Raw genomic sequence first — 19,344 nt, 5'->3', positions numbered from 1 at the left:
CCGAGATCTACACGAGCCTTATCGTCGGCAGCGTCAGATGTGTATAAGAGACAGGTGGGGCAGGGGGGAAGGGGTCAAAGGCATGGCTGAATTATCATGCCCGCTTCAACATCGAGACGGGAACAGGGTTGTGACGAGGCATGTCAAACGGATCTTCTGGACATTGGCGTGCGCGCTGGTCCTGGCTGCAAGTGCCGCCGCTTGGTGGGTGTTGCGGCCTTTGCCGTTGACTGCGGCGACGGTGGATGTGTCCATCGAGCCCCAAACGCCGGTGCGAGGCATTGCGCAGGTGGTGGTGGCGTCGGGCGTCAACGTCGACCCCGATGTGTTGTATGTGTTTTTCAGGGCCAGTGGCCAGTCGCGCAAGCTGCGCGCTGGCAGCTACGAAATCACCCAAGGCCACACTGCCCTGGATGTGCTGCGCAAACTCAGCCGGGGCGAGGAAAGCCTCAAGGCCGTGACGCTGGTGGAGGGCTGGACGTGGCGGCAGTTCAGGGCAGCCTTGGCCAAGGCTGAAGGCCTCAAGCACGACAGCGCCGGCTTGACGGATGAAGCGGTCATGACCACCTTGGGCCTGTCAGGCATTGCCCCCGAAGGGCGCTTTTACCCCGACACTTACACCTATGGCAAAGGCAGCTCCGAGATGCACCTGATGCAGCGTGCTGCCAAGGCCATGGCCAAACACCTGAGCGAAGCTTGGGCACGGCGCGCGCCCAATGTGGCCTTGCAAAGTGCAGAAGACGCACTCATTCTGGCCAGCATCGTCGAAAAAGAAACCGGGCGCGAGAGCGACCGCACCATGATCAGCAGCGTCTTCCACAACCGGCTGCGCATTGGCATGCCCTTGCAAACCGATCCCACGGTGATTTATGGCTTGGGCGAGTCGTTTGACGGCAATTTACGCCGTGCCGATTTGCGCACCGACCACCCCTGGAACACCTACACCCGAAAAGGTTTGCCACCCACCCCCATTGCCATGCCGGGTCGCAACGCCCTGAAAGCGGCTGTACTTCCGGCCAGCAGCCAAGCCCTGTACTTTGTGGCGCGGGGCGACGGCAGCAGCCAGTTCAGCGACACCCTGGACGCCCACAACGCGGCGGTCAACCGCTACCAACGCCTTGGGGCAACTGCGACGCAGGCAAAATAGCGCCTCTGAAGGTTTTATGACACACACGGGTTTGTTCATCAGTTTTGAAGGCATAGACGGCGCAGGCAAGTCCACCCACATCGACGGACTGGCCCAGGCGTTCAAGGCACAGGGCCGTCACGTCACGCTCACGCGCGAGCCTGGTGGCACGCCATTGGCCGAAAAGTTGCGCGACATGGTGTTGCACGACGCCATGGACCCACTGACCGAAGCTTTGTTGATTTTTGCGGCCCGTCGCGACCATTTGCACAACGTCATCGAGCCTGCACTCGCGCGCGGTGAGGTGGTGTTGTGCGACCGTTTCACCGATGCCACCTTTGCCTACCAAGGCAGCGGCCGTGGCTTTGACATCACCGTGTTGCAACAACTGGAAGCCTGGGTGCAGCACACGCCCACAGGCTTGCGCCAACCGGATGTGACGGTGTGGTTCGAACTCGATCCGCAAGTGGCAGCGGTGCGCTTGGCAGGCGCGCGTGTGCCTGACCGATTTGAGGCGCAACCTGTGGCTTTTTTTGAAAAGGTGTCGCAAGGTTATGCCCAGCGCGCTGGGGCTGACCCGCAGCGCTTTGTGCGTCTGGATGCCGCGCAAACACGCGAAGCGGTGTGGCAGCAGCTGCATCAGCAGTTGGTGCAACAAGGATGGTTGAACCCGTGAGTGAAGCACCCGTCCGAACCAGAACCATCCTCAGCCCCTGGGTGCAAGGCCAACTGACCACCTTGTTGGCGCGCAGAGGCCACGCTTGGTTGTTGCAAGGCCCCTCAGGCTTGGGGCAATACACCTTGGCTTTGGAATTGGCGCGCGCTTGGCTGTGCGACACCCCAACGGACCATGGCGCTTGCTACCAATGCCGCAGTTGCCATGCGGTCGACGTGCGCACCCATGCCGACTTGTGCACTTTGATGCCCGAGACGCTGGCGCTGGAGCTTCATTGGCCACTGGACGAAAAAACCCAGAAAGACCTGGACGACAAAAAGCGCAAACCCAGCAAAGAAATTCGGGTCGAAGCCGCGCGTGACATGGTGGGGTTCAGTCAGCAAACCCGCTCAGGCGGCAAGACCAAGGTGGTGCTGGTGTATCCGGCTGAGCGCATGAACCACATCACGGCCAACACCATTTTGAAAACCCTGGAAGAGCCGCCCGGTGAAACCCGGTTTGTGCTGGCCAGCGAAGCGGCCCACATGCTGCTGCCCACCATTCGCAGCCGCTGCCAAACCCACACCATGGTGTGGCCCAGCGTAGACGAATCTTTGGCTTGGTTGCAAGGGCAGGGTGTGTCGGATGTTGACGCCCCTGTGTTGCTGCGTGCCGCAGGCGGGCGCACCGAAGATGCGTTGGCGCTGGCAGGCAGCGGTTTGAAAGCGGGCCATTGGGCGACTTTGCCCAAAGCGATTGCGCGTGGGGATGTGTCGGCCGTGTCTGACGGCACCCCGGCCCAAGCCATTGCCATGCTCCAAAAACTCTGTCACGACTTGCTGGCGGTGCATGCGGGGGCTGCACCACGTTTTTTCATGCCCATGGATTTACCCGCGGCCGGCAGCGTGGCCTCACTCAGTCAGTGGTCACGTGAGCTGATGCAAGCGGCACGAACCGCCGAGCATCCGTTCAATGCCGGGCTGATGTTTGAAGCCTTGGTGGCGCGTGCGCAACTGGCTTTGCGCCCCAAATTTTGATTGCCTATGTTCACCGACTCCCATTGCCATCTCAACTTTCCTGAACTCGCTGAAAACATGGGTTCGATCCGTGCTGACATGGCGGCGGCACAGGTGACACGCGCCTTGGTGATCAGCACCACCTTGGAAAAATTCCCCGAGGTTCATGCCTTGGCCACTCAGTTCGACAACTTCTGGTCCACAGTGGGTGTGCACCCGGACAATGAGGGTGTACAAGAACCGACCCTGGAAGATCTCGTCGAGCGTGCAAACCTGCCGCGTGTGGTGGGCATTGGCGAAACGGGCTTGGATTACTACCGGCTCGGTGAGCGCAGCGTGGCCGACATGGAATGGCAGCGTGAGCGGTTTCGGGTGCACATTCGCGCCGCACAACACACCCAATTGCCACTGGTCATTCACACCCGCAGTTCGTCGGCAGACACGTTGCGGATTTTGAAAGAAGAAGGTGAAGACGGATCGACGGGCAGTGCAGGGGGCGTGTTCCATTGCTTCACCGAAACCGCAGAAGTCGCACGCGCTGGCTTGGACTTGGGTTTTTACATCTCGTTTTCAGGCATCTTGACGTTCAAGAACGCGCAAGATTTGCGAGACGTGGCGGCCTTTGTGCCGATGGACCGCATGTTGATCGAAACCGACAGCCCTTATTTGGCCCCCGCACCGCACCGCGGGAAAACCAACAATCCTTCCTTTGTGCCTTTTGTGGCCCAACAGATTGCGCAGCTCCGAGGCCTGGCCGTAGAGGATGTTGCGCGCATCACCAGCGACAACTTCGATCGACTTTTTTCAGCAGTGTGCCCATGACCTACTTTTCTCAATGGATCTTCGGGCTTGGCTTGGCGTTCGTCATGTCGTGCGCACAGGCGGGCGCCTATGACGATTTTTTCAAAGCCTTGGAATTTGACCATGTGCAAGAAGTTCAACGCTTGCTGTCACGAGGCATGGACCCCAACACACCCAATGAAAACGGCGTTCCAGCCTTGGTGGTCGCCACCCGGCTAGGGGCAAGCAAATCAGCGATGCTTTTGGTTCAGCACCCTAAAACGCTGGTCAATGTCGTCAATGCCGTCAATGAAACACCCCTGATGCTGGCAGCGTTGAACAACCAATTGGAGGTGGCCAAAGCCTTGATCGCACGCGAGGCAGAAGTCAACCGCAAAGGTTGGGCCCCCTTGCATTACGCAGCCACCAAGGGCCACATCGAGATGATGCGCTTGCTGTTGGATCACAGCGCTTACATCGACGCGGAGTCACCCAACGGCACCACCCCGTTGATGATGGCGGCCTATTACGGCACGCCTATGGCGGTGAAGCTCTTGCTAGAAGAGGGTGCAGACCCCATGCCGCGCAACCAATCGCATGTGAATGCGCTGGACTTGGCCCTCAAGGCAGAGCGCCAACAAAGCGCGTTTTATTTGCGCGCTTTCATCGAAGCGTGGGAAATCAGAGAGCAGGGCGAATAAAGCTCACTCAGCGACGACCACGTTGCGCAAAATGCCCAGTGGCGTGACCTCGATTTCCAAGACATCTCCGGCCTTCATGAAAATTTGAGGGTCTCGCCGATGGCCCACACCGCCCGGTGTGCCGGTGGCGATCACGTCACCAGGCTCTAAGCGACAAATGCCAGAGATGTAGTGCACCAACTCAGCCAAGTCCCAGGCCATCAAGTCAAACCCGCTGTGCTGCATGACCGCACCATTCAGGCGTGTGGTCAACACCATGCTTTTCGGGTCAGCAATTTCATCACGGGTGACCAACCATGGGCCAAAGGAGCTGCTGGCGTCAAAGTTTTTACCAGCGGTCACGCTGTGCTTTTGGTAGTCGCGGAGCGAGCCATCCATCACGATGGAATAGCCCGCGATGTGGGACATGGCATCTTTCACTGCAATGTGACGCCCCGCTTTGCCGATCATGATGGCCACTTCGCCTTCGAAATCAAACCGATCGGACAGCGAGGGCAACACAATGGGTTGTCCATGGCCGACCAAGGACTGGGGGTGCTTGCTGAACATATTGGGGAAGAGCAAGTCTTCTTTGCCGGCCTCCAACTGGTGGGCTTTGTAGGCCCAGCCCAGTGCAAACATGCGCATGTCCAAGCGTGGATTCACGGGCAAAAACTTCAAACCAGACAAAGGGTGATCGACCGCCGTGATGTTGGCCAACATGGCTTGGGCCTCTGCCAACAAACCGTTGGCAAACAAGCCGACCAAATCTGTGCAACGCGCACCCAAGCGAGCGCCGAGGTCCACGAACCCTTGCTCGGTGATGGCCCCAAAGTGTGCCTGGCCCTTGATCTCAACTGTTGCCAACTTCATCCCAGACTCCCGTGATTGATTTAAATTGAATGCGCAATGATTTTGCGTTCTTCATGGTCGACGCCCATGACGCTTCAGCGACAAACTGAATTGGGGAAGATGCCCGGTGTTTTGCAAATTTCTGATGTTAGGATTTTTTGAAAATTTTGGAGTCAAAGATGCGCGTGCTGGAAAAATTCATTCACCGAACTCCGTTCGTCTGCATCGCTTTGGCGATGCTGTTGGCACCCAGCGTGCAAGCCCAAGACTATCCGTCCCGTCCCATCCGCATGGTGGTGCCACAACCCCCGGGCGGCGGCACCGACATTTTGGGGCGCAGCGTGGCGCAAAAACTGTCCGAGGTTTTGCGTCAACCGGTGGTGGTCGAAAACAAAACAGGTGCGGGTTCTTTGATCGGCACCGAGTATGTGGCGCGTGCCCCAGCCGACGGTTACACCTTGATGGTCGGTGGCATCTTCAACATGGTGATGAACAAGGCGCTCATCAAGAACCTGTCCTATTCCCCTGAGAAAGATTTCATCAGCTTGGGCTATGTGTCTGCCTACCCCTTTGTGTTACTGACGCGTGCCGACTTGCCCGTGAACAACTTGGCAGAGTTGGTGACTTACGCCAAAGAAAGGCCTGGCAAACTGACCTATGGTTCTGGCGGATTGGGGACGCTGCAACACGTCTGGGGAGCCATTTTGACCAGCAGTCTGGGCTTGGACATGCTGCACGTTCCCTTCAAGGGCGCGTCACCTGCGCACCAAGAAATGATGGGCGGTCGTTTGGATGTGATGTTCGACAACATGTCCGCGTCTAAGCAATACGTCCAATCGGGCCGCCTGAAAGGCCTGGTGGTCTCTTCCGCAGCTCGCAGCCCTCAGTTGCCCACTGTTCCAACCGTGAATGAAAGTGGCTTGGTCAAGTTTGAAGGGGAGAGCTGGTTTGGTATTTTTGCCCCTGCTGGAACGCCAGCCCCCGTGGTGGCCAAGCTGCGCGAAGCCTTGGCGTCCATCAATGCCCAGCCGGATTTTTCAGCCAAAGTGGAGCGCGATGGCGGACGCATGTTGAACATCCCGGCAGCCCAGCAACAAAATTATTTGCGCGATGAAATTGACCGTTGGGTCAGTGCGGTCAACCGCTACAACGTCACGGCAGATTGATGCGTGCTGACATTTCATGCTGCCACTGCTGCATGGGTTTGCGGGATGGGTTGTCTTTGAGGCGTTGTTCAGTGACCTGGTGAATGACCTCATCACTCAGCGCCAGATCCAAGGTATCCAGGTAAGGTTGTTCAACGTGCCAGGGTGTGTCGAGGTAAATCTCGATCCGATTGACCTCGGGATCGCGGAAATACATTGACCAAGAATTGCCATGGTCAACGGTTTGAATCAAGGTCACATCGTCACGCGCGCTGACCATCTCATGCATGACCCGCAAGTCATTCAAAGCGCCCACTTGAAACGAAATTTGTTGCAAGCCATAGCCCGTGCCTGACCCCGGCGGGCGTCCAGTTTCCATCACCAATTGGTGGTGCGCCTTGGGGTCGCGGCTCAAAAACACCACATGGTGATCACGAACAAATCCTTTGTCGGTGACACAAAACCCCAAAACTTCTTGGTAAAACTGAGACATCTTGTCGATGTCCCACACAAACATGCCCATGTGGCGGAGCTTCAAATCTGGCAGCATGTTCGACTTTCTCACGCCAATTTGAAATCCAACTTGACGGACTTGTGGGCAATCAACCAACGCCCGTCAACTTTGCGCATGACGTCTTCGTAACGGCCCATCAAGACGGGTCCAGCCATGGGTGCTGGTGTGGCGTCACCGGGTTGCAGGTCTTTGCGAAAGACCATGGCGTAGGAAACGACGTGGACCTCATGCTCAGAAATGGCTCGCATTCGAAAGTTAGAGAGCACATGACGCACCAGGATTCCGGGCTGACGTTTAGCGGCCCATGCGCGCAAGCCTTCAGGCCCGTGCAACACACCGTCAGCGCGCACCCATACCGCATCAGGCGCCAGATAGACCTCCATGGCCTGGAATTCGTCCATGTCAAAGTGCCCCATGAAGGCCAGCAAATTTTGTTGGCATTCCAATTGATCTGTCATGGGTACTGTTTTGGTCATTGCGTCTGCAGTGGTCATCTGGTTTGAAAGGAGTAGTTTTGAATCGCCGCCAAATATAGGGCTTTGGCACGGTCGCGCTGAGGGGCAGATACCCGTATCAGCACACACAAATTTAACTATACATAATATACATCGTATAAATCATCAAGCGGGAATCTAAAAAGTTCAGTGCCCGGGGTGCGCCCACAAAAGCAAGGCATCTTGGGCTTCAACCAGCAAGCTCACCGGCTGGCCCACAGGCAGACACACCTTGGTAGCCACGTGTCCGAATGGCAAATCCGTCAACACCGGCACTTTGAGCTGAAGACGCAGCCAATCCACCACACTCAAGAATTTGAACCCGCTGTCATGAGGCGTGAGTTTGTAATTGGAAAACTGGCCCAAGATGACCGCCTTTTGCTGAGCCAAGACACCTGCGTGCAGCAGTTGGGTGAGCATGCGTTCAATGCGGTAAGGATGCTCCCCCACATCTTCTAAAAACAACACGCCAGATCTGATCTGTGGAAAGTAGGGCGTGCCGAGCAAACTGGTCAAAACAGCCAAATTGCCGCCCCACAGCACCGCATCTTTGGCCCACACGCCCTCACGTCTTGCACTCAGCGCGGGGCGGTTGTGAGCAGACAAACGCCACCCTGCGCCCTCCCCTTGGCCACTCACCATGTCGTCAAAACACGCTTCCATGATGTCATCGGGCTGCTCTGCACCAAAGTCTTCGCCCAGAGCGGGCCCAGCCCAGGTGACAGCGCCGGTTTTGGCAAGCACCGCATTTTGGAAAGCGGTGAAATCACTGATGCCCACAAAGTGGGTACCTTTGGATATGGCTTTGGCCACCGCTTTGTAGGGGATGCCTGGCAAGATACGCGTCAAGCCATAACCCCCCCGCGATATCAGCGCAACATCGGCCCCACTGGCGGCAGCCCGGTGGATGGCGGCCAAACGCATGCCGTCGTCACCGGCGAATCGGGTGTGGCGCGACAAGGCATCCACATCCAACTCAACCTCATGACCGAGCAGCTTGAGACGTGAAACACCGCGTTTGAAAGCAGATTTGTCGCGCACCGCGCCACTGGGGGAATAGATATAAATGTGAGCCATGCTGACATTGTCCGTCACCTGAGGCGTTGGTAATGCAACAAACGTCCTCGGTAGGGGCTCAAATCCTCCAAAGGGGCACTCAAGGCCAACTCAGTCAGGGAGAATCCTAAAGAAGCCATTTCACGGTGAAACGCGCTTCGGTTGCCCCGGTTCGGGTCCACGATCAAGACCTCAGCGCCATCTGCCGCATGGGCTTCGATGAAGCCCGCGAGTTGTTTGGGATGGCTGCGCTCATACAACACATCACTTGCCACAATCAAATCGAACCGGCCCAAGCGCAGGTTGTGTCTTCCCCAATGGCCTGTGGCGTAAGGCAGTGGCGACATCCCGTTGAGTTTGAGATTGGCCTTCAAAAAACCTTCCGTCAAAGGATGGCAATCACTGGCCGTGACTTGCCCCTCTCTGCGGTGAATCACCAAACTGGCCAAAGCCAGCCCGCAGCCCATCTCCAAAATGCGTTTGCCATCCAGTTCCCACGCTTGCATCAAGTCCGCGAGTTTTTGCGCAGAAGGCCACAGCAAGCCAAAGAGGGGCCAAGTGGCTGAGGAAATTCCTTCGGCCAATGCCAAGCCTTCAGGATCGCAAAACTGTTGACGGTCCAACAAGGAACGGATTTGTAAATCGGCCCCACCTGCCACACCGACACGCTGAAACTTCACTTCGTAACCGGGCGTGGAGGGTGCGGATGCAAAGAGCATCAATGTCGCAGGCGCGTGGGTGCAGACAATAAAGTGCGCAAGGCACGGGGCCCCGCCAAATGGCCTTTGTCTGGATAAGGGGCCTGACTCAGGACTTGCCCCATGGGCGGAGACGCAGGCAGGGCATGCACGACCACGTTGGGGATGTTCATCTCTTGCACATGTGCCAATACAGCTTGCATGCTGTGAGGGGCAGCCAAACGCAAAGACTTGGCCTTGTGCAAGGCCAAGAATTCAGCCAAGACCTGGGCATGCCATGCCACGCTGTGCTGGCTTTCTTTTTTAGGTTTGTCAGACAAACCAAAACCAGGCAAGTCGACGGCCACAGTCCGCTGCGCACTGTGAAGTGCTTCTAGGTAAGCCGCACTCCAATCGTCGGGGCCGTGCAAAAAAACTTGCATCTCTTCGTCAGATGAAGGGCTCACTGCGTTGTCCAACCAATGCAAACGCAAACCTTGCAAAGCAGGCAAGCTTTGGGTGTAACGCGACAATTGGGCAGGCAGCCCGAGGGTCGCCATGGCCGCTGTGGCAGAGTCGGTCAGTCGCAGCGCATCTTCTCGCAGGGGCACACGTTGTTGATCATGTTGTTTGCGGCGTTCTTCAAAAAATAGCTGCAACAAAGCCGTAGATTCGCAAGCCAATATGCCACCAGTGATCTGGGTCTGATGGTTGAGTTGAGGCTGGGTGAAGACATTGAAGACCGAACCCACGGCACCCGTTTTAGGCTCTGTGGCACCAAACACCACCCGCTGTAGACGTGACGCCAACGCGGCACCACTGCACATGACACATGGTTCCAGCGTCACGTACAAGGTGCAGTCTTCCAAGCGGTAATTACCCAAGGCCTTGGCTGCTGCGCGCAAAGCATTCACCTCGGCATGGGCGCATGGATCGATGCTCCCTAAAGGGCTGTTGTGTCCACTGGCAATGACCTCTCCATGTCGCACCACCACCGCACCGACAGGCACCTCCCCCGCCAAGGCTGCTGCCTGCGCTTGAGCCAACGCAAGGCGCATGAAGCCCTCATCGAGAATCAGCTGCGCATCACTCATGGTTGGGCGATCAAACCAAGGCGGACCATCCAGCCAGCCAGCGCCTGCTCTTCGGGCGTGCCTTGGACGTACATGGCGTACAAGGCCGCATGCGAAGACGCACGGTGTTGGTTGAGTTTGAGCTTGCACTGCAAGTCGGTGATGCGCAACTCAAAAGCCACAATGCCATTGAGCATCTGTTCTTGAAACGCACCATCGAGTCCCCGCCATTGATCTGCGTAAGCGGGTTCGTGGTCTGCAATCAAGGCCTTGAGCAGTGCGTCTTTGTCTGAGGTGTGGTCGATCACCGTGGCCTGAACACGGGCATGCACTGCCAAATAATTCCACGTGGGCACACGTGCAAGGTCGGGATAAACCTTGGGCGAAAGATAAGCCTGAGGCCCCATGAAGGTGACCAAGGCGTGCGGCCTTGCTTGTAAATAGCGCCAATGTGAATTGGCTTTGGCGCAATGTCCCTGCAAAAACATGTCTGAATCGCGCTGCTGAAGATGCATAGGCAGATGCGACACGTAAGGTGCGCCCTCCTCGTCTTGACTGATCAAACTGGCCAGGGGATGCTCACGCATCAATGCCAGCGCATGTGATTCGTCTTTGGGCTTGAAGTGGGGAGGCAGATACATGGTGATCCAAGCACCACGCACAATGCGGATGCGTTAGAAACGACGCTTGACGGGGCCACCAGGGCCTTTGCCTTCGATGTGACGGAATGTCACCCGGGCTTTGTTCATGTCGTAGGGAGAAAGCTCAACAGTGACCTTGTCACCTTCAATGATGCGAATGCGGTGCAAACGCATCTTGCCTGCGGTGTAAGCGATCAGGGAGTGACCGTTTTCTAAGGTGACGCGGTAACGCGAGTCGGGCAAGACTTCGGTCACGACACCCTTCATTTCGATCATTTCTTCTTTGGCCATGTACTCAATATTCTCTAATTTAAAAAATCAATCCCCGAATGGGCTGCGTCTCATGCAGCCTTTGATTGTAGTTCCTTTGGCTTTTGTCATTATTCCCACTCGATGGTCGCAGGCGGCTTGCTTGAGACGTCATAGGTCACCCGGTTGATGCCCCGTACTTCGTTGATGATGCGACCCGATACTTTTTTGAGCAGCGCATAAGGCAATTCGGCCCAGTCGGCGGTCATGAAGTCACTGGTTTGCACCGCGCGCAAGGCCACCACATAGTCATAGGTACGGCCATCGCCCATCACGCCCACGCTCTTGACAGGCAAAAACACCGTGAAGGCCTGGCTGGTCAGGTCATACCAGGACTTGCCTGTGGCTTCGTCTTTGAAGTTGTGCAGCTCTTCAATGAAGATGGCGTCTGCTCGGCGCAGCAAGTCGGCATATTCCTTCTTGACTTCACCCAAGATCCGCACGCCCAGACCAGGCCCTGGAAAGGGGTGGCGGTACACCATCTCGCGAGGCAGCCCCAAGGCCACGCCCAATTCGCGCACTTCGTCTTTGAACAAGTCCCGCAAAGGCTCCAACAACTTCAAACCCAGTTGTTCGGGCAATCCCCCCACGTTGTGGTGGCTTTTGATGGTCACTGCCTTCTTGCTCTTGGCACCGCCCGACTCAATCACATCGGGATAAATCGTGCCTTGGGCCAAAAAGGTCGCTCCTTGGTGACCTCCATCACCCGCCTTGAGCTTGGCGGCTTGTTCTTTGAATACATCCACAAATAAACCACCGATGATCTTGCGCTTGGCTTCAGGCTCGCTCACGCCCGCCAACTTGCCCAAGAACAGGTCGCTGGCATCCACGCGAATCACATGGGCGTGCAACTTGCCCACAAACATGTCCATCACCATGTCGCCTTCGTTCAGGCGCAACAAGCCATGGTCCACAAACACACAGGTCAGCTTGTCGCCAATGGCCCGGTGAATCAGGGCTGCAGCCACGGACGAATCCACACCGCCGGACAACCCCAGAATCACTTCTTCGTCCCCCACTTGTTGACGGATCGACGCCACCGCCTCGGCAATGTAGTCGCCCATGATCCAGTCAGGGCGGGTCCCGCAAATGTCCAGCACAAACCGGTTCAACAAGGCCTGGCCTTGCACGGTGTGCGTGACTTCGGGGTGGAATTGCACCGCGTAAAACTTGCGTGCTTCATCGGCCATACCTGCAATTGGGCAAGACGGCGTGGAGGCCATGACCTTGAACCCTTCAGGCAATTGCGTGACCTTGTCGCCGTGGCTCATCCACACCTTGAGCATGCCGTGGCCTTCTGGCGTGTTGAAGTCTTCAATGCCTTTGAGCAATTCGGTGTGGCCATTGGCACGCACCTCGGCATAGCCAAATTCACGGGTGTGCCCAGCCTCGACCTTGCCGCCCAGTTGGGTGGCCATGGTTTGCATGCCATAGCAAATACCCAACACGGGAATACCCAACTCAAACACAGCGTCTGGGGCACGGTCGTCGACTTCGTACACGCTGGCATGGCTGCCCGACAAGATGACGCCTTTGAGGTTGCCGTCTTTGGCAAAGTCACGCACCCAGTCGTTGCTCACGTCACAGGGATGGACTTCGCAAAACACATGGGCTTCTCGCACGCGACGTGCGATGAGCTGGGTCACTTGTGAGCCGAAATCGAGGATAAGAATTTTTTGGTGCGACATAAATAAAAAAGGCCAGTCAGTGGCCATGCGTTATTGTCTCAAAAAAAGAAACCACCCCTTGGGGTGGTTTCGAGGATGAATCTGAGATCACTCCGAATTTGAGATCACTCGGCCCTGTAGTTAGGGGCTTCTTTGGTGATCTGCACATCGTGCACATGGCTTTCGCGAATGCCTGCTGAGGTGATTTCAACAAACTGCGCCTCGTTGTGCATGGCTTCAATGCTGGCACAGCCGCAATACCCCATGCTGGCGCGCAAGCCCCCCGCCATTTGGTAAATGATGGCAACCACAGAGCCTTTGTAGGGCACCCGCCCCTCAATGCCTTCGGGCACCAGCTTGTCGGCATTGGGGTTGCCCGTGCTGGACTCTTGGAAGTAACGGTCGGCGCTGCCTTGCTGCATGGCGCCAATCGAGCCCATGCCGCGATAGCTTTTGTAGCTGCGGCCTTGGTACAGGATGACCTCGCCAGGCGCCTCTTCGGTGCCTGCAAACATGCCTCCCATCATCACCGTGCCAGCACCTGCGGCAATGGCTTTGGCAATGTCGCCGCTGTAGCGAATACCACCATCGGCAATCAAGGGAACGCCTGTTCCTTTCAAGGCGGTGGCCACGTTGTCGATGGCCATGATCTGCGGAACCCCCACACCCGCCACGATGCGGGTGGTGCAGATGGATCCGGGGCCTATGCCCACCTTGACCGCGTCGGCGCCGGCCTCCACCAAAGCCAGTGCAGCGGCCCCGGTGGCGATGTTGCCCCCAATCACTTCAATGTGTGGGTAATGTTGTTTGACCCAACGCACGCGGTCGATCACGCCTTTGCTGTGGCCGTGGGCCGTGTCCACCACGATGGCATCCACGCCTGCGCGAGCCAGCGCTTCGACGCGCTCTTCGGTGCCCTCTCCAACGCCGACGGCAGCACCCACACGCAGCTTGCCAGCGGCGTCACGTGCGGCATTCGGAAAGTTGAGTTGCTTGGTGATGTCTTTGACGGTGATCAAGCCCTTGAGTTCAAAACTGTCATTGACCACCAGCAAGCGCTCCAACTTGTGCTTGTTCAACAGGTGCTTGGCCTGCTCGGGCGTGGTGCCCTCTGGGACAGTGATCAGCCGCTCCCGTGGCGTCATGATCTCACTGACCTTTTGGTCGTAACGGGTTTCAAAACGCAGGTCACGCCCCGTGACAATGCCCACCACCTGCCCCCCGTTGCAGACCGGGAAACCAGAGACGCCCAATTCTTCAGACAAGGCCATGACTTGGCGCACTGTGGTTTCCGGGGTGATCACCACCGGGTCTCGCAGCACACCAGATTCATAGCGTTTGACCTTGGCCACTTGCGCGGCTTGCTCTTGGGCCGTGAGGTTTTTGTGCACGATGCCAATGCCACCTTCTTGCGCAATGGCAATCGCCAAGCGGGCTTCGGTCACCGTGTCCATGGCGGCAGACACCAAGGGCAGGTTCAAGCGAATGTGGCGGGTGAATTGGGTCGCGAGGGAGGCGTCCTTGGGCAGGACTTGGGAGTAGGCGGGCACCAACAACACATCGTCGAAGGTGAGTGCTTTGCCGAGAAGGCGCATGGTCATGGCTCCAAAAGAGACAGTTTACCGATGCCCCACCCCCCACCTGTATACAGGACTGGCTTGGCGCTTTATTTCAAGACTTCTGAGCGAGCGGCAAATTCAGCAGCAAATTTTGCGGCTTGAGCTTGAGTCGCTGTTCGCTATCTACCGCCATGGCCAAGTAAACCGGTTTGCCGCGCACGTCGGCGCGCATGGCGCTGGGGTCGACAAACTCCAGCTTGAACAGACACAGCAGGCGCTCCATGCGCTCAGGCACGACCTCAAGGCCTTGGTACAGGTCGTTGAGCACGCCACTGGCTTGCGCGTCCAAACCCACATGCCACACCCATTGCTCATCGTCGATCTCGCGCTCGGTTTGAATGCGCACCTCAACCCCCAAAAAGTGTTGCACCCAGCGGGCCATCACCTCGCACAAAGCGTCCAAGCCGGGCTGCCCCCGGTTGAGGCTCAACACCCAGTCGAAACTCTCGCTGCGTGACCAATAGGCCTCTTGGTTGTCGGCATTGAGCACGTCCAGATCCACGCTGCGCAGTTTGATGCCCCCTTGCGTCAACAACTCGCCCAAGGACCCAAAGCTGCTTTGGGTGGCGTGGCGCTCCACGGTGTCATCGTCAGCCGCCATCACCGCACCGTCTTCGAGCACCGTGATCTTTTGGGGCCGCACCAACATTTCTGCCGCGCGCGCTTGGTAAGCGGTCGGCGACTCACCCAGCACGTGACGCAGCAAAATGTGGGTGATCTGCTGCACCAGCAAGGGAGGCACGTCCACGCCATCGCCTTGAAACAGCGCCAAGTAGCTGGCCTCTAGCGTCGGTTTGGCCAGGATGCGCTGCCTGAACCGCAACCACACCGCGTAGTTCTCAGCCGCATCGGTGTCTTGCCATTGCGCCAATTCATCAGCCGTGACCTCCCGCCGGGGGGTGTCCATCAAGCGGTGGTGCAAGCCCAGCTCTGCCGTGCAGGAAGTGGCAATGGGGGCCAACTCTGGCCGCCCCAATAAAAAACGCAAAAAGTCGTCAGTCACTTGCAAATGCCCTTGTGCATTGGTGCTCAACAAGGCGTAGCCGCAGGTGGGCCAGAGTGTGTGTGACATCGATCAGTAACCCGCTTTGGCACCCGCACGGCGCTTGGCAAACAAGCCTGCGCGTTGGGTGCCTTGTTTTTGAAAACGCTCACGTCGCGCCACCTTGGGGTCCACCGTCAAGGGGCGGTAGAACTCCACCCGGTCCAAGTCGCGCAGCACATGCCCGGGCATGGTCTTGCGCCCCCACACCCCCAGCACCCACAAGGCCGCATTGCCCAATTCAAGCTCTGGAAAATCACTTTCCAGACCACTGCATGTCAAAGCCTGTTGAACCGTGCTACCTGCCGGCAAAGAGATGTGACGTTCATGAACCACGCGCGGCGCAGGTGACACCAGCACACAAATCTGCAATGCAGCGCAGAAGGCAGGCGAATCCGTCAAGCTTTGTACACCTGCTCGGCGCGCTTGACGAAGGCATCGACCAAGGTGGATGCGATTTTGTCAAACAGGGGACCCACCAAAGCGCCAAACATGCTGTCGAAGCTGTAGTTCAGGGTCAACTCAATGCGACAGGCGCGTTGTGGGGTTTGGGTGTTGGGATCGGTCAGGGGATGAAAGTCCCAAGTGCCATCCAAATGCTTGAAGGGGCCATCGATGAGTTGCAACTTCACTTGTCGCCCAGGCACATGCTGGTTGCGGGTTGAGAAGCTTTTGCGAAAGCCCCCCAAAGACATGCCTATTTCAGCGGTCATCTCGTTGCCCTCTTGCGCCAAGACGGCACCCCGCTCACACCAGGGCAAGAACTCGGGATAGCGCGCCACATCGGTGACCAAGGCAAACATTTCCTCAGCGCTGAACCAAATGAGAAGGGACTTGTGAACGGTTTTCATAGAATGGTCGCTATTGTAAGAAGCACCATGGCCACGAAAAAACCCGCTACCCCCTCCCGCATTGCCGACAACAAAAAAGCCGCGTACAACTATTTCTTTGAAGAGAAGTTTGAAGCCGGCATGGTGCTGCAAGGCTGGGAGGTGAAATCCGCCCGCGAGGGCAAGGTGCAACTGACCGACGGCTATGTGGTCGTCCGAGATGGCGAGCTCTACGTCATTGGCTGCCAAATCAACCCTTTGCATACCGCCTCGACGCACGTCAGCCCAGACTCGGTTCGTACCAAGAAACTGCTGATGAAGAAAGACGAAATCAAACGTCTGATTGGCAAGGTCGAGCAAAAAGGCTACACCCTCGTGCCCATCAACCTGCACTGGAAGAACGGCAAGATCAAATGCGAAATCGCCCTGGCCAAGGGCAAGGCCGAGCACGACAAACGCGACACCATCAAAGACCGCGAAGGCAAACGCGAGGTGGAGCGCGCCATGAAAAGTCGGCACAAATAAACGCCAACAGCACCCTCAAGATGGGGTGGCCAGCTCAGAGCCGACTGGGGGTTATTTCTTTTTGCGCGGTGGCAATCCTGTGTGCTGTGTCAGCACCCTGCCCTGGGTCGGTTCTTGACGCATGGAGGACTTCGCCACACCTGCTTTGGACGCGCCAAGTTTAGGTGTAGCAGTGCTGTTCTTGCGGCGTGCACTGGTGTAACCGCCATCGGTCAGCGGCTGAAACGTCGGGATCAGGTGGTGCTTGCCATTGCCAATCAAATCGGCACGGCCCATGGCTTTCAAGGCTTCGCGCAGCAGCGGCCAATTGTTGGCATCGTGGTAACGCAAGAAGGCTTTGTGCAAGCGTCGGCGGCGTTCACCGCGCACGATGTCCACGGCCTCGCTGGTGCGGGTCACACGCGACAGGGGGTCTTTGCCCGAGTGGTACATGGCCGTGGCTGTGGCCATGGGGCTGGGGTAGAAGGTTTGCACCTGGTCGGCACGAAAGCCGTTTTTCTTCAGCCACAAGGCCAGGTTCATCATGTCTTCATCACGCGTGCCCGGATGGGCCGCAATGAAGTACGGCACCAAAAACTGTTTCTTGCCCGCCTCGGCGGAGAAGCGGTCAAACATCTGCTTGAACTTGTCGTAGCTCCCAATGCCGGGCTTCATCATCTTCGAGAGTGGCCCGCCCTCGGTGTGCTCGGGCGCGATCTTGAGGTAGCCGCCCACATGGTGGGTCACCAGCTCTTTGACGTACTCGGGCGACTTGACCGCCAGGTCGTAGCGCAAGCCCGAACCAATCAAAATCTTCTTCACGCCTTTCAAAGCCCGCGCACGGCGGTACATGTGAATGAGCGAACTGTGGTCGGTGTTGAGGTTTTGGCAAATGCCTGGGTACACACAGCTTGGCTTGCGACATGCCGCCTCGATCTCGGGGCTTTTGCAACCAATGCGGTACATGTTGGCGGTAGGGCCACCCAAGTCGCTGATGACGCCGGTAAAGCCCGACACCTTGTCGCGGATGTCTTCGATCTCACGAATCACCGAGTCTTCGCTGCGGCTTTGGATGATGCGTCCTTCGTGCTCGGTGATCGAACAGAACGTACAGCCGCCAAAACAACCGCGCATGATGTTGACCGAGAAGCGAATCATCTCCCAAGCCGGAATCTTGGTGACGCCATCATGGCCACCCTTGTCATCGGCATAGGCCGGGTGGGGGCTGCGGGCATAGGGCAAGTCAAACACCAAGTCCATCTCGGCGGTGGTCAACGGAATCGGCGGTGGGTTGATCCACACATCGCGTGCGGTAACACCTTCACCATGCGATTGCACCAAACAGCGGGCGTTGCCGGGGTTGGTTTCCAAATGCAACACACGGTTGGCGTGGGCGTACAACACGGGGTCCGACTTGACGTGGTCGTAGCTGGGCAAGCGAATCACGCTGCGGTCACGCGGCGGCACTTTGAGTTTGCCCTTGCCCTGCAAGGCCGGCATGTTGGGGTTGGGCACAAAGTTCAGGGGCACGACCGTGGCCTGCGCCGCCGGCCCGTTGGCAGCATCGGCCACCGCTTGGGCTTCGTCTTCGCGGGCACAGCTTTGGCCTTGGGCCTTGGCCTGTTCGCTGACCATCAAATACGGGTTGACGTGGGCTTCGACGCGGCCAGGAATGTCGATGCTCGACGAGTCAATTTCGTACCAACCCTCGGGCGTTTCACGGCGTACAAAGGCGGTGCCACGCACATCGGTGATCTGTTGCACAGGCTCTTTGGCCGCCAGACGGTGGGCAATTTCAACAATCGCGCGCTCGGCATTGCCATACAACAGCAGGTCGCATTTGCTGTCCACCACGATGGAGCGACGCACCTTGTCCGACCAGTAGTCGTAGTGGGCAATGCGGCGCAGCGAACCTTCGATGCCGCCCAACACAATCGGCACATCGCTGTAGGCCTCTTTACAGCGCTGGCTGTACACCAAGGCCGCACGGTCGGGGCGCTTGCCACCGACATCGCCCGGCGTGTAGGCGTCATCACTGCGGATTTTGCGGTCCGCGGTGTAGCGGTTGATCATCGAATCCATGTTGCCAGCAGTCACACCAAAAAATAAATTAGGTTTGCCTAATGCTTTAAATGGGTCTGCACTTTGCCAATCTGGCTGGGCAATGATGCCAACGCGAAAGCCTTGGTTTTCTAGCATGCGTCCAATCACGGCCATGCCAAAACTAGGGTGGTCTACATACGCATCGCCCGTGACAATGATGATGTCGCAACTATCCCAACCGAGTTGTTGCATCTCGTCACGACTCATCGGCAAAAAGGGCGCCGTGCCAAAGCGAGCCGCCCAGTACTTGCGGTAACTGTTTAGCGGCTTAGCATTTCGCGGGAAAAAAGAGACGTCTGTATAGGCGTTCATAAGGCTTGTAATTAACACCTTAGTGTACGGGTTAGCCCTTAAACCCGTATTTGCAGGGCTTTATTTCTTGGGCTCTTGGTGGCCGCCAAACTGTTTACGCATCGCAGACAACATTTTGTCGGCAAAGGTACTCACCTGACGCGAACGAAAACGTGCGAACAACGCAGCCGACAACACAGGCACTGGAACTGCCTCTTCAATCGCAGCGTTGATGGTCCAACGTCCTTCACCAGAATCTTGCACATGGCC

General features: G+C 57.3%; 21 protein-coding genes and 1 pseudogene. 7 read left to right on the top strand and 15 right to left on the bottom strand.

Annotated features, from left to right (window positions below; genetic code table 11):
* Positions 1 to 130 precede the first annotated feature (130 nt).
* The 5 genes from mltG to ACKWJN_RS07570 are packed head-to-tail and all read left to right on the top strand — an operon-like array spanning position 131 to position 4,278.
* Positions 131 to 1,147, top strand: coding sequence for an endolytic transglycosylase MltG (mltG, locus tag ACKWJN_RS07590; RefSeq protein ID WP_408595740.1), 1,017 nt, complete (start codon positions 131 to 133; stop codon positions 1,145 to 1,147).
* A 16-nt stretch (positions 1,148 to 1,163) separates the two neighbouring features.
* The gene (tmk, locus tag ACKWJN_RS07585; RefSeq protein ID WP_408595739.1) at positions 1,164 to 1,802 is read left to right on the top strand and encodes a dTMP kinase; all 639 of its coding nucleotides are present in this window, start codon (positions 1,164 to 1,166) and stop codon (positions 1,800 to 1,802) included.
* Positions 1,799 to 2,818 (top strand): DNA polymerase III subunit delta', encoded by a 1,020-nt coding sequence (locus tag ACKWJN_RS07580; protein WP_408595738.1) that lies wholly within the window; start codon positions 1,799 to 1,801, stop codon positions 2,816 to 2,818. Before tmk ends, ACKWJN_RS07580 begins: the two co-directional genes overlap by 4 nt.
* A gap of 6 nt (positions 2,819 to 2,824) precedes the next feature.
* The gene (locus ACKWJN_RS07575; RefSeq protein WP_408595737.1) at positions 2,825 to 3,619 is read left to right on the top strand and encodes a TatD family hydrolase; all 795 of its coding nucleotides are present in this window, start codon (positions 2,825 to 2,827) and stop codon (positions 3,617 to 3,619) included.
* Positions 3,616 to 4,278: an ankyrin repeat domain-containing protein gene (locus ACKWJN_RS07570; RefSeq protein WP_408595736.1), complete on the top strand. Its 663-nt coding sequence runs from the start codon at positions 3,616 to 3,618 to the stop codon at positions 4,276 to 4,278. Before ACKWJN_RS07575 ends, ACKWJN_RS07570 begins: the two co-directional genes overlap by 4 nt.
* A gap of 3 nt (positions 4,279 to 4,281) precedes the next feature.
* Here ACKWJN_RS07570 and ACKWJN_RS07565 read toward each other — a convergent pair whose 3' ends face one another.
* Positions 4,282 to 5,130 (bottom strand): fumarylacetoacetate hydrolase family protein, encoded by an 849-nt coding sequence (locus tag ACKWJN_RS07565; RefSeq protein ID WP_408595735.1) that lies wholly within the window; start codon positions 5,128 to 5,130, stop codon positions 4,282 to 4,284.
* A gap of 158 nt (positions 5,131 to 5,288) precedes the next feature.
* Between ACKWJN_RS07565 and ACKWJN_RS07560 the strand changes: the two genes are divergently transcribed.
* Entirely contained in the window at positions 5,289 to 6,275 is a 987-nt protein-coding gene (locus ACKWJN_RS07560; RefSeq protein ID WP_408595734.1) for a Bug family tripartite tricarboxylate transporter substrate binding protein, read from the top strand.
* On the opposite strand, the gene ACKWJN_RS07555 is transcribed toward ACKWJN_RS07560, so the two are convergent.
* The 12 genes from ACKWJN_RS07555 to ACKWJN_RS07500 form a co-directional block, all read right to left on the bottom strand.
* Positions 6,262 to 6,804 (bottom strand): VOC family protein, encoded by a 543-nt coding sequence (locus tag ACKWJN_RS07555; RefSeq protein WP_408595733.1) that lies wholly within the window; start codon positions 6,802 to 6,804, stop codon positions 6,262 to 6,264. The genes ACKWJN_RS07560 and ACKWJN_RS07555 overlap by 14 nt on opposite strands.
* 11 nt (positions 6,805 to 6,815) lie before the next feature.
* Positions 6,816 to 7,226, bottom strand: a complete 411-nt coding sequence (locus ACKWJN_RS07550; RefSeq protein ID WP_408595732.1) for a nuclear transport factor 2 family protein — start codon at positions 7,224 to 7,226, stop codon at positions 6,816 to 6,818.
* A gap of 183 nt (positions 7,227 to 7,409) precedes the next feature.
* Entirely contained in the window at positions 7,410 to 8,339 is a 930-nt protein-coding gene (locus tag ACKWJN_RS07545; protein ID WP_408595731.1) for an LD-carboxypeptidase, read from the bottom strand.
* 14 nt (positions 8,340 to 8,353) lie between these two features.
* Positions 8,354 to 9,037 (bottom strand): class I SAM-dependent methyltransferase, encoded by a 684-nt coding sequence (locus ACKWJN_RS07540; protein WP_408595730.1) that lies wholly within the window; start codon positions 9,035 to 9,037, stop codon positions 8,354 to 8,356.
* Positions 9,037 to 10,089, bottom strand: coding sequence for a tRNA adenosine(34) deaminase TadA (tadA, locus tag ACKWJN_RS07535; RefSeq protein WP_408595729.1), 1,053 nt, complete (start codon positions 10,087 to 10,089; stop codon positions 9,037 to 9,039). The genes ACKWJN_RS07540 and tadA overlap by 1 nt, the downstream gene beginning before the upstream one ends.
* On the bottom strand, positions 10,086 to 10,709 hold the full coding sequence (locus ACKWJN_RS07530) for an FMN-binding negative transcriptional regulator (RefSeq protein WP_408595728.1): 624 nt from the start codon (positions 10,707 to 10,709) through the stop codon (positions 10,086 to 10,088). The genes tadA and ACKWJN_RS07530 overlap by 4 nt, the downstream gene beginning before the upstream one ends.
* A gap of 33 nt (positions 10,710 to 10,742) precedes the next feature.
* Entirely contained in the window at positions 10,743 to 11,000 is a 258-nt protein-coding gene (infA, locus tag ACKWJN_RS07525; protein ID WP_100145141.1) for a translation initiation factor IF-1, read from the bottom strand.
* An 89-nt stretch (positions 11,001 to 11,089) separates the two neighbouring features.
* Positions 11,090 to 12,706, bottom strand: coding sequence for a glutamine-hydrolyzing GMP synthase (gene guaA / locus ACKWJN_RS07520; protein ID WP_408595727.1), 1,617 nt, complete (start codon positions 12,704 to 12,706; stop codon positions 11,090 to 11,092).
* A 104-nt stretch (positions 12,707 to 12,810) separates the two neighbouring features.
* Complete coding sequence (gene guaB, locus ACKWJN_RS07515) at positions 12,811 to 14,280, bottom strand: IMP dehydrogenase (protein ID WP_408595726.1); 1,470 nt, start codon at positions 14,278 to 14,280, stop codon at positions 12,811 to 12,813.
* Positions 14,281 to 14,356: 76 nt separating this feature from the next.
* Positions 14,357 to 15,376: a DUF6352 family protein gene (locus ACKWJN_RS07510; protein ID WP_408595725.1), complete on the bottom strand. Its 1,020-nt coding sequence runs from the start codon at positions 15,374 to 15,376 to the stop codon at positions 14,357 to 14,359.
* A gap of 3 nt (positions 15,377 to 15,379) precedes the next feature.
* Complete coding sequence (locus tag ACKWJN_RS07505; protein ID WP_408595724.1) at positions 15,380 to 15,748, bottom strand: RnfH family protein; 369 nt, start codon at positions 15,746 to 15,748, stop codon at positions 15,380 to 15,382.
* Positions 15,745 to 16,197: a type II toxin-antitoxin system RatA family toxin gene (locus tag ACKWJN_RS07500; protein ID WP_408595723.1), complete on the bottom strand. Its 453-nt coding sequence runs from the start codon at positions 16,195 to 16,197 to the stop codon at positions 15,745 to 15,747. The genes ACKWJN_RS07505 and ACKWJN_RS07500 overlap by 4 nt, the downstream gene beginning before the upstream one ends.
* 27 nt (positions 16,198 to 16,224) lie before the next feature.
* Between ACKWJN_RS07500 and smpB the strand changes: the two genes are divergently transcribed.
* Positions 16,225 to 16,701, top strand: a complete 477-nt coding sequence (gene smpB, locus ACKWJN_RS07495) for an SsrA-binding protein SmpB (RefSeq protein WP_408595722.1) — start codon at positions 16,225 to 16,227, stop codon at positions 16,699 to 16,701.
* A 51-nt stretch (positions 16,702 to 16,752) separates the two neighbouring features.
* On the opposite strand, the gene ACKWJN_RS07490 is transcribed toward smpB, so the two are convergent.
* Together ACKWJN_RS07490 and ACKWJN_RS07485 are read right to left on the bottom strand one after the other, a co-directional pair.
* Positions 16,753 to 19,095: a YgiQ family radical SAM protein gene (locus ACKWJN_RS07490; RefSeq protein WP_408595721.1), complete on the bottom strand. Its 2,343-nt coding sequence runs from the start codon at positions 19,093 to 19,095 to the stop codon at positions 16,753 to 16,755.
* A 60-nt stretch (positions 19,096 to 19,155) separates the two neighbouring features.
* A pseudogene (locus ACKWJN_RS07485) lies at positions 19,156 to 19,344 on the bottom strand (6-phosphogluconate dehydrogenase (decarboxylating)); the annotation flags it as partial.

Origin of the sequence: Limnohabitans sp. (assembly GCF_046052825.1) — a bacterium.
Taxonomy (GTDB): domain Bacteria; phylum Pseudomonadota; class Gammaproteobacteria; order Burkholderiales; family Burkholderiaceae_C; genus Limnohabitans.
Note: the sequence above shows the minus strand (reverse complement) of the source record. Positions and strands in the feature narration are given on the sequence as shown.

Coding starts and splice junctions, on each gene's coding strand:
- ACKWJN_RS07550 (WP_408595732.1), bottom strand. CDS start 7,226: ATGACAGATCAATTGGAATGCCAACAAAATTTGCTGGCCTTCATGGGG.
- ACKWJN_RS07565 (WP_408595735.1), bottom strand. CDS start 5,130: ATGAAGTTGGCAACAGTTGAGATCAAGGGCCAGGCACACTTTGGGGCC.
- ACKWJN_RS07540 (WP_408595730.1), bottom strand. CDS start 9,037: ATGCTCTTTGCATCCGCACCCTCCACGCCCGGTTACGAAGTGAAGTTT.
- tadA (WP_408595729.1), bottom strand. CDS start 10,089: ATGAGTGATGCGCAGCTGATTCTCGATGAGGGCTTCATGCGCCTTGCG.
- ACKWJN_RS07575 (WP_408595737.1), top strand. CDS start 2,825: ATGTTCACCGACTCCCATTGCCATCTCAACTTTCCTGAACTCGCTGAA.
- ACKWJN_RS07545 (WP_408595731.1), bottom strand. CDS start 8,339: ATGGCTCACATTTATATCTATTCCCCCAGTGGCGCGGTGCGCGACAAA.
- infA (WP_100145141.1), bottom strand. CDS start 11,000: ATGGCCAAAGAAGAAATGATCGAAATGAAGGGTGTCGTGACCGAAGTC.
- ACKWJN_RS07530 (WP_408595728.1), bottom strand. CDS start 10,709: ATGTATCTGCCTCCCCACTTCAAGCCCAAAGACGAATCACATGCGCTG.
- smpB (WP_408595722.1), top strand. CDS start 16,225: ATGGCCACGAAAAAACCCGCTACCCCCTCCCGCATTGCCGACAACAAA.
- tmk (WP_408595739.1), top strand. CDS start 1,164: ATGACACACACGGGTTTGTTCATCAGTTTTGAAGGCATAGACGGCGCA.
- guaA (WP_408595727.1), bottom strand. CDS start 12,706: ATGTCGCACCAAAAAATTCTTATCCTCGATTTCGGCTCACAAGTGACC.
- guaB (WP_408595726.1), bottom strand. CDS start 14,280: ATGCGCCTTCTCGGCAAAGCACTCACCTTCGACGATGTGTTGTTGGTG.
- ACKWJN_RS07500 (WP_408595723.1), bottom strand. CDS start 16,197: ATGAAAACCGTTCACAAGTCCCTTCTCATTTGGTTCAGCGCTGAGGAA.
- ACKWJN_RS07570 (WP_408595736.1), top strand. CDS start 3,616: ATGACCTACTTTTCTCAATGGATCTTCGGGCTTGGCTTGGCGTTCGTC.
- ACKWJN_RS07510 (WP_408595725.1), bottom strand. CDS start 15,376: ATGTCACACACACTCTGGCCCACCTGCGGCTACGCCTTGTTGAGCACC.
- ACKWJN_RS07555 (WP_408595733.1), bottom strand. CDS start 6,804: ATGCTGCCAGATTTGAAGCTCCGCCACATGGGCATGTTTGTGTGGGAC.
- ACKWJN_RS07490 (WP_408595721.1), bottom strand. CDS start 19,095: ATGAACGCCTATACAGACGTCTCTTTTTTCCCGCGAAATGCTAAGCCG.
- ACKWJN_RS07560 (WP_408595734.1), top strand. CDS start 5,289: ATGCGCGTGCTGGAAAAATTCATTCACCGAACTCCGTTCGTCTGCATC.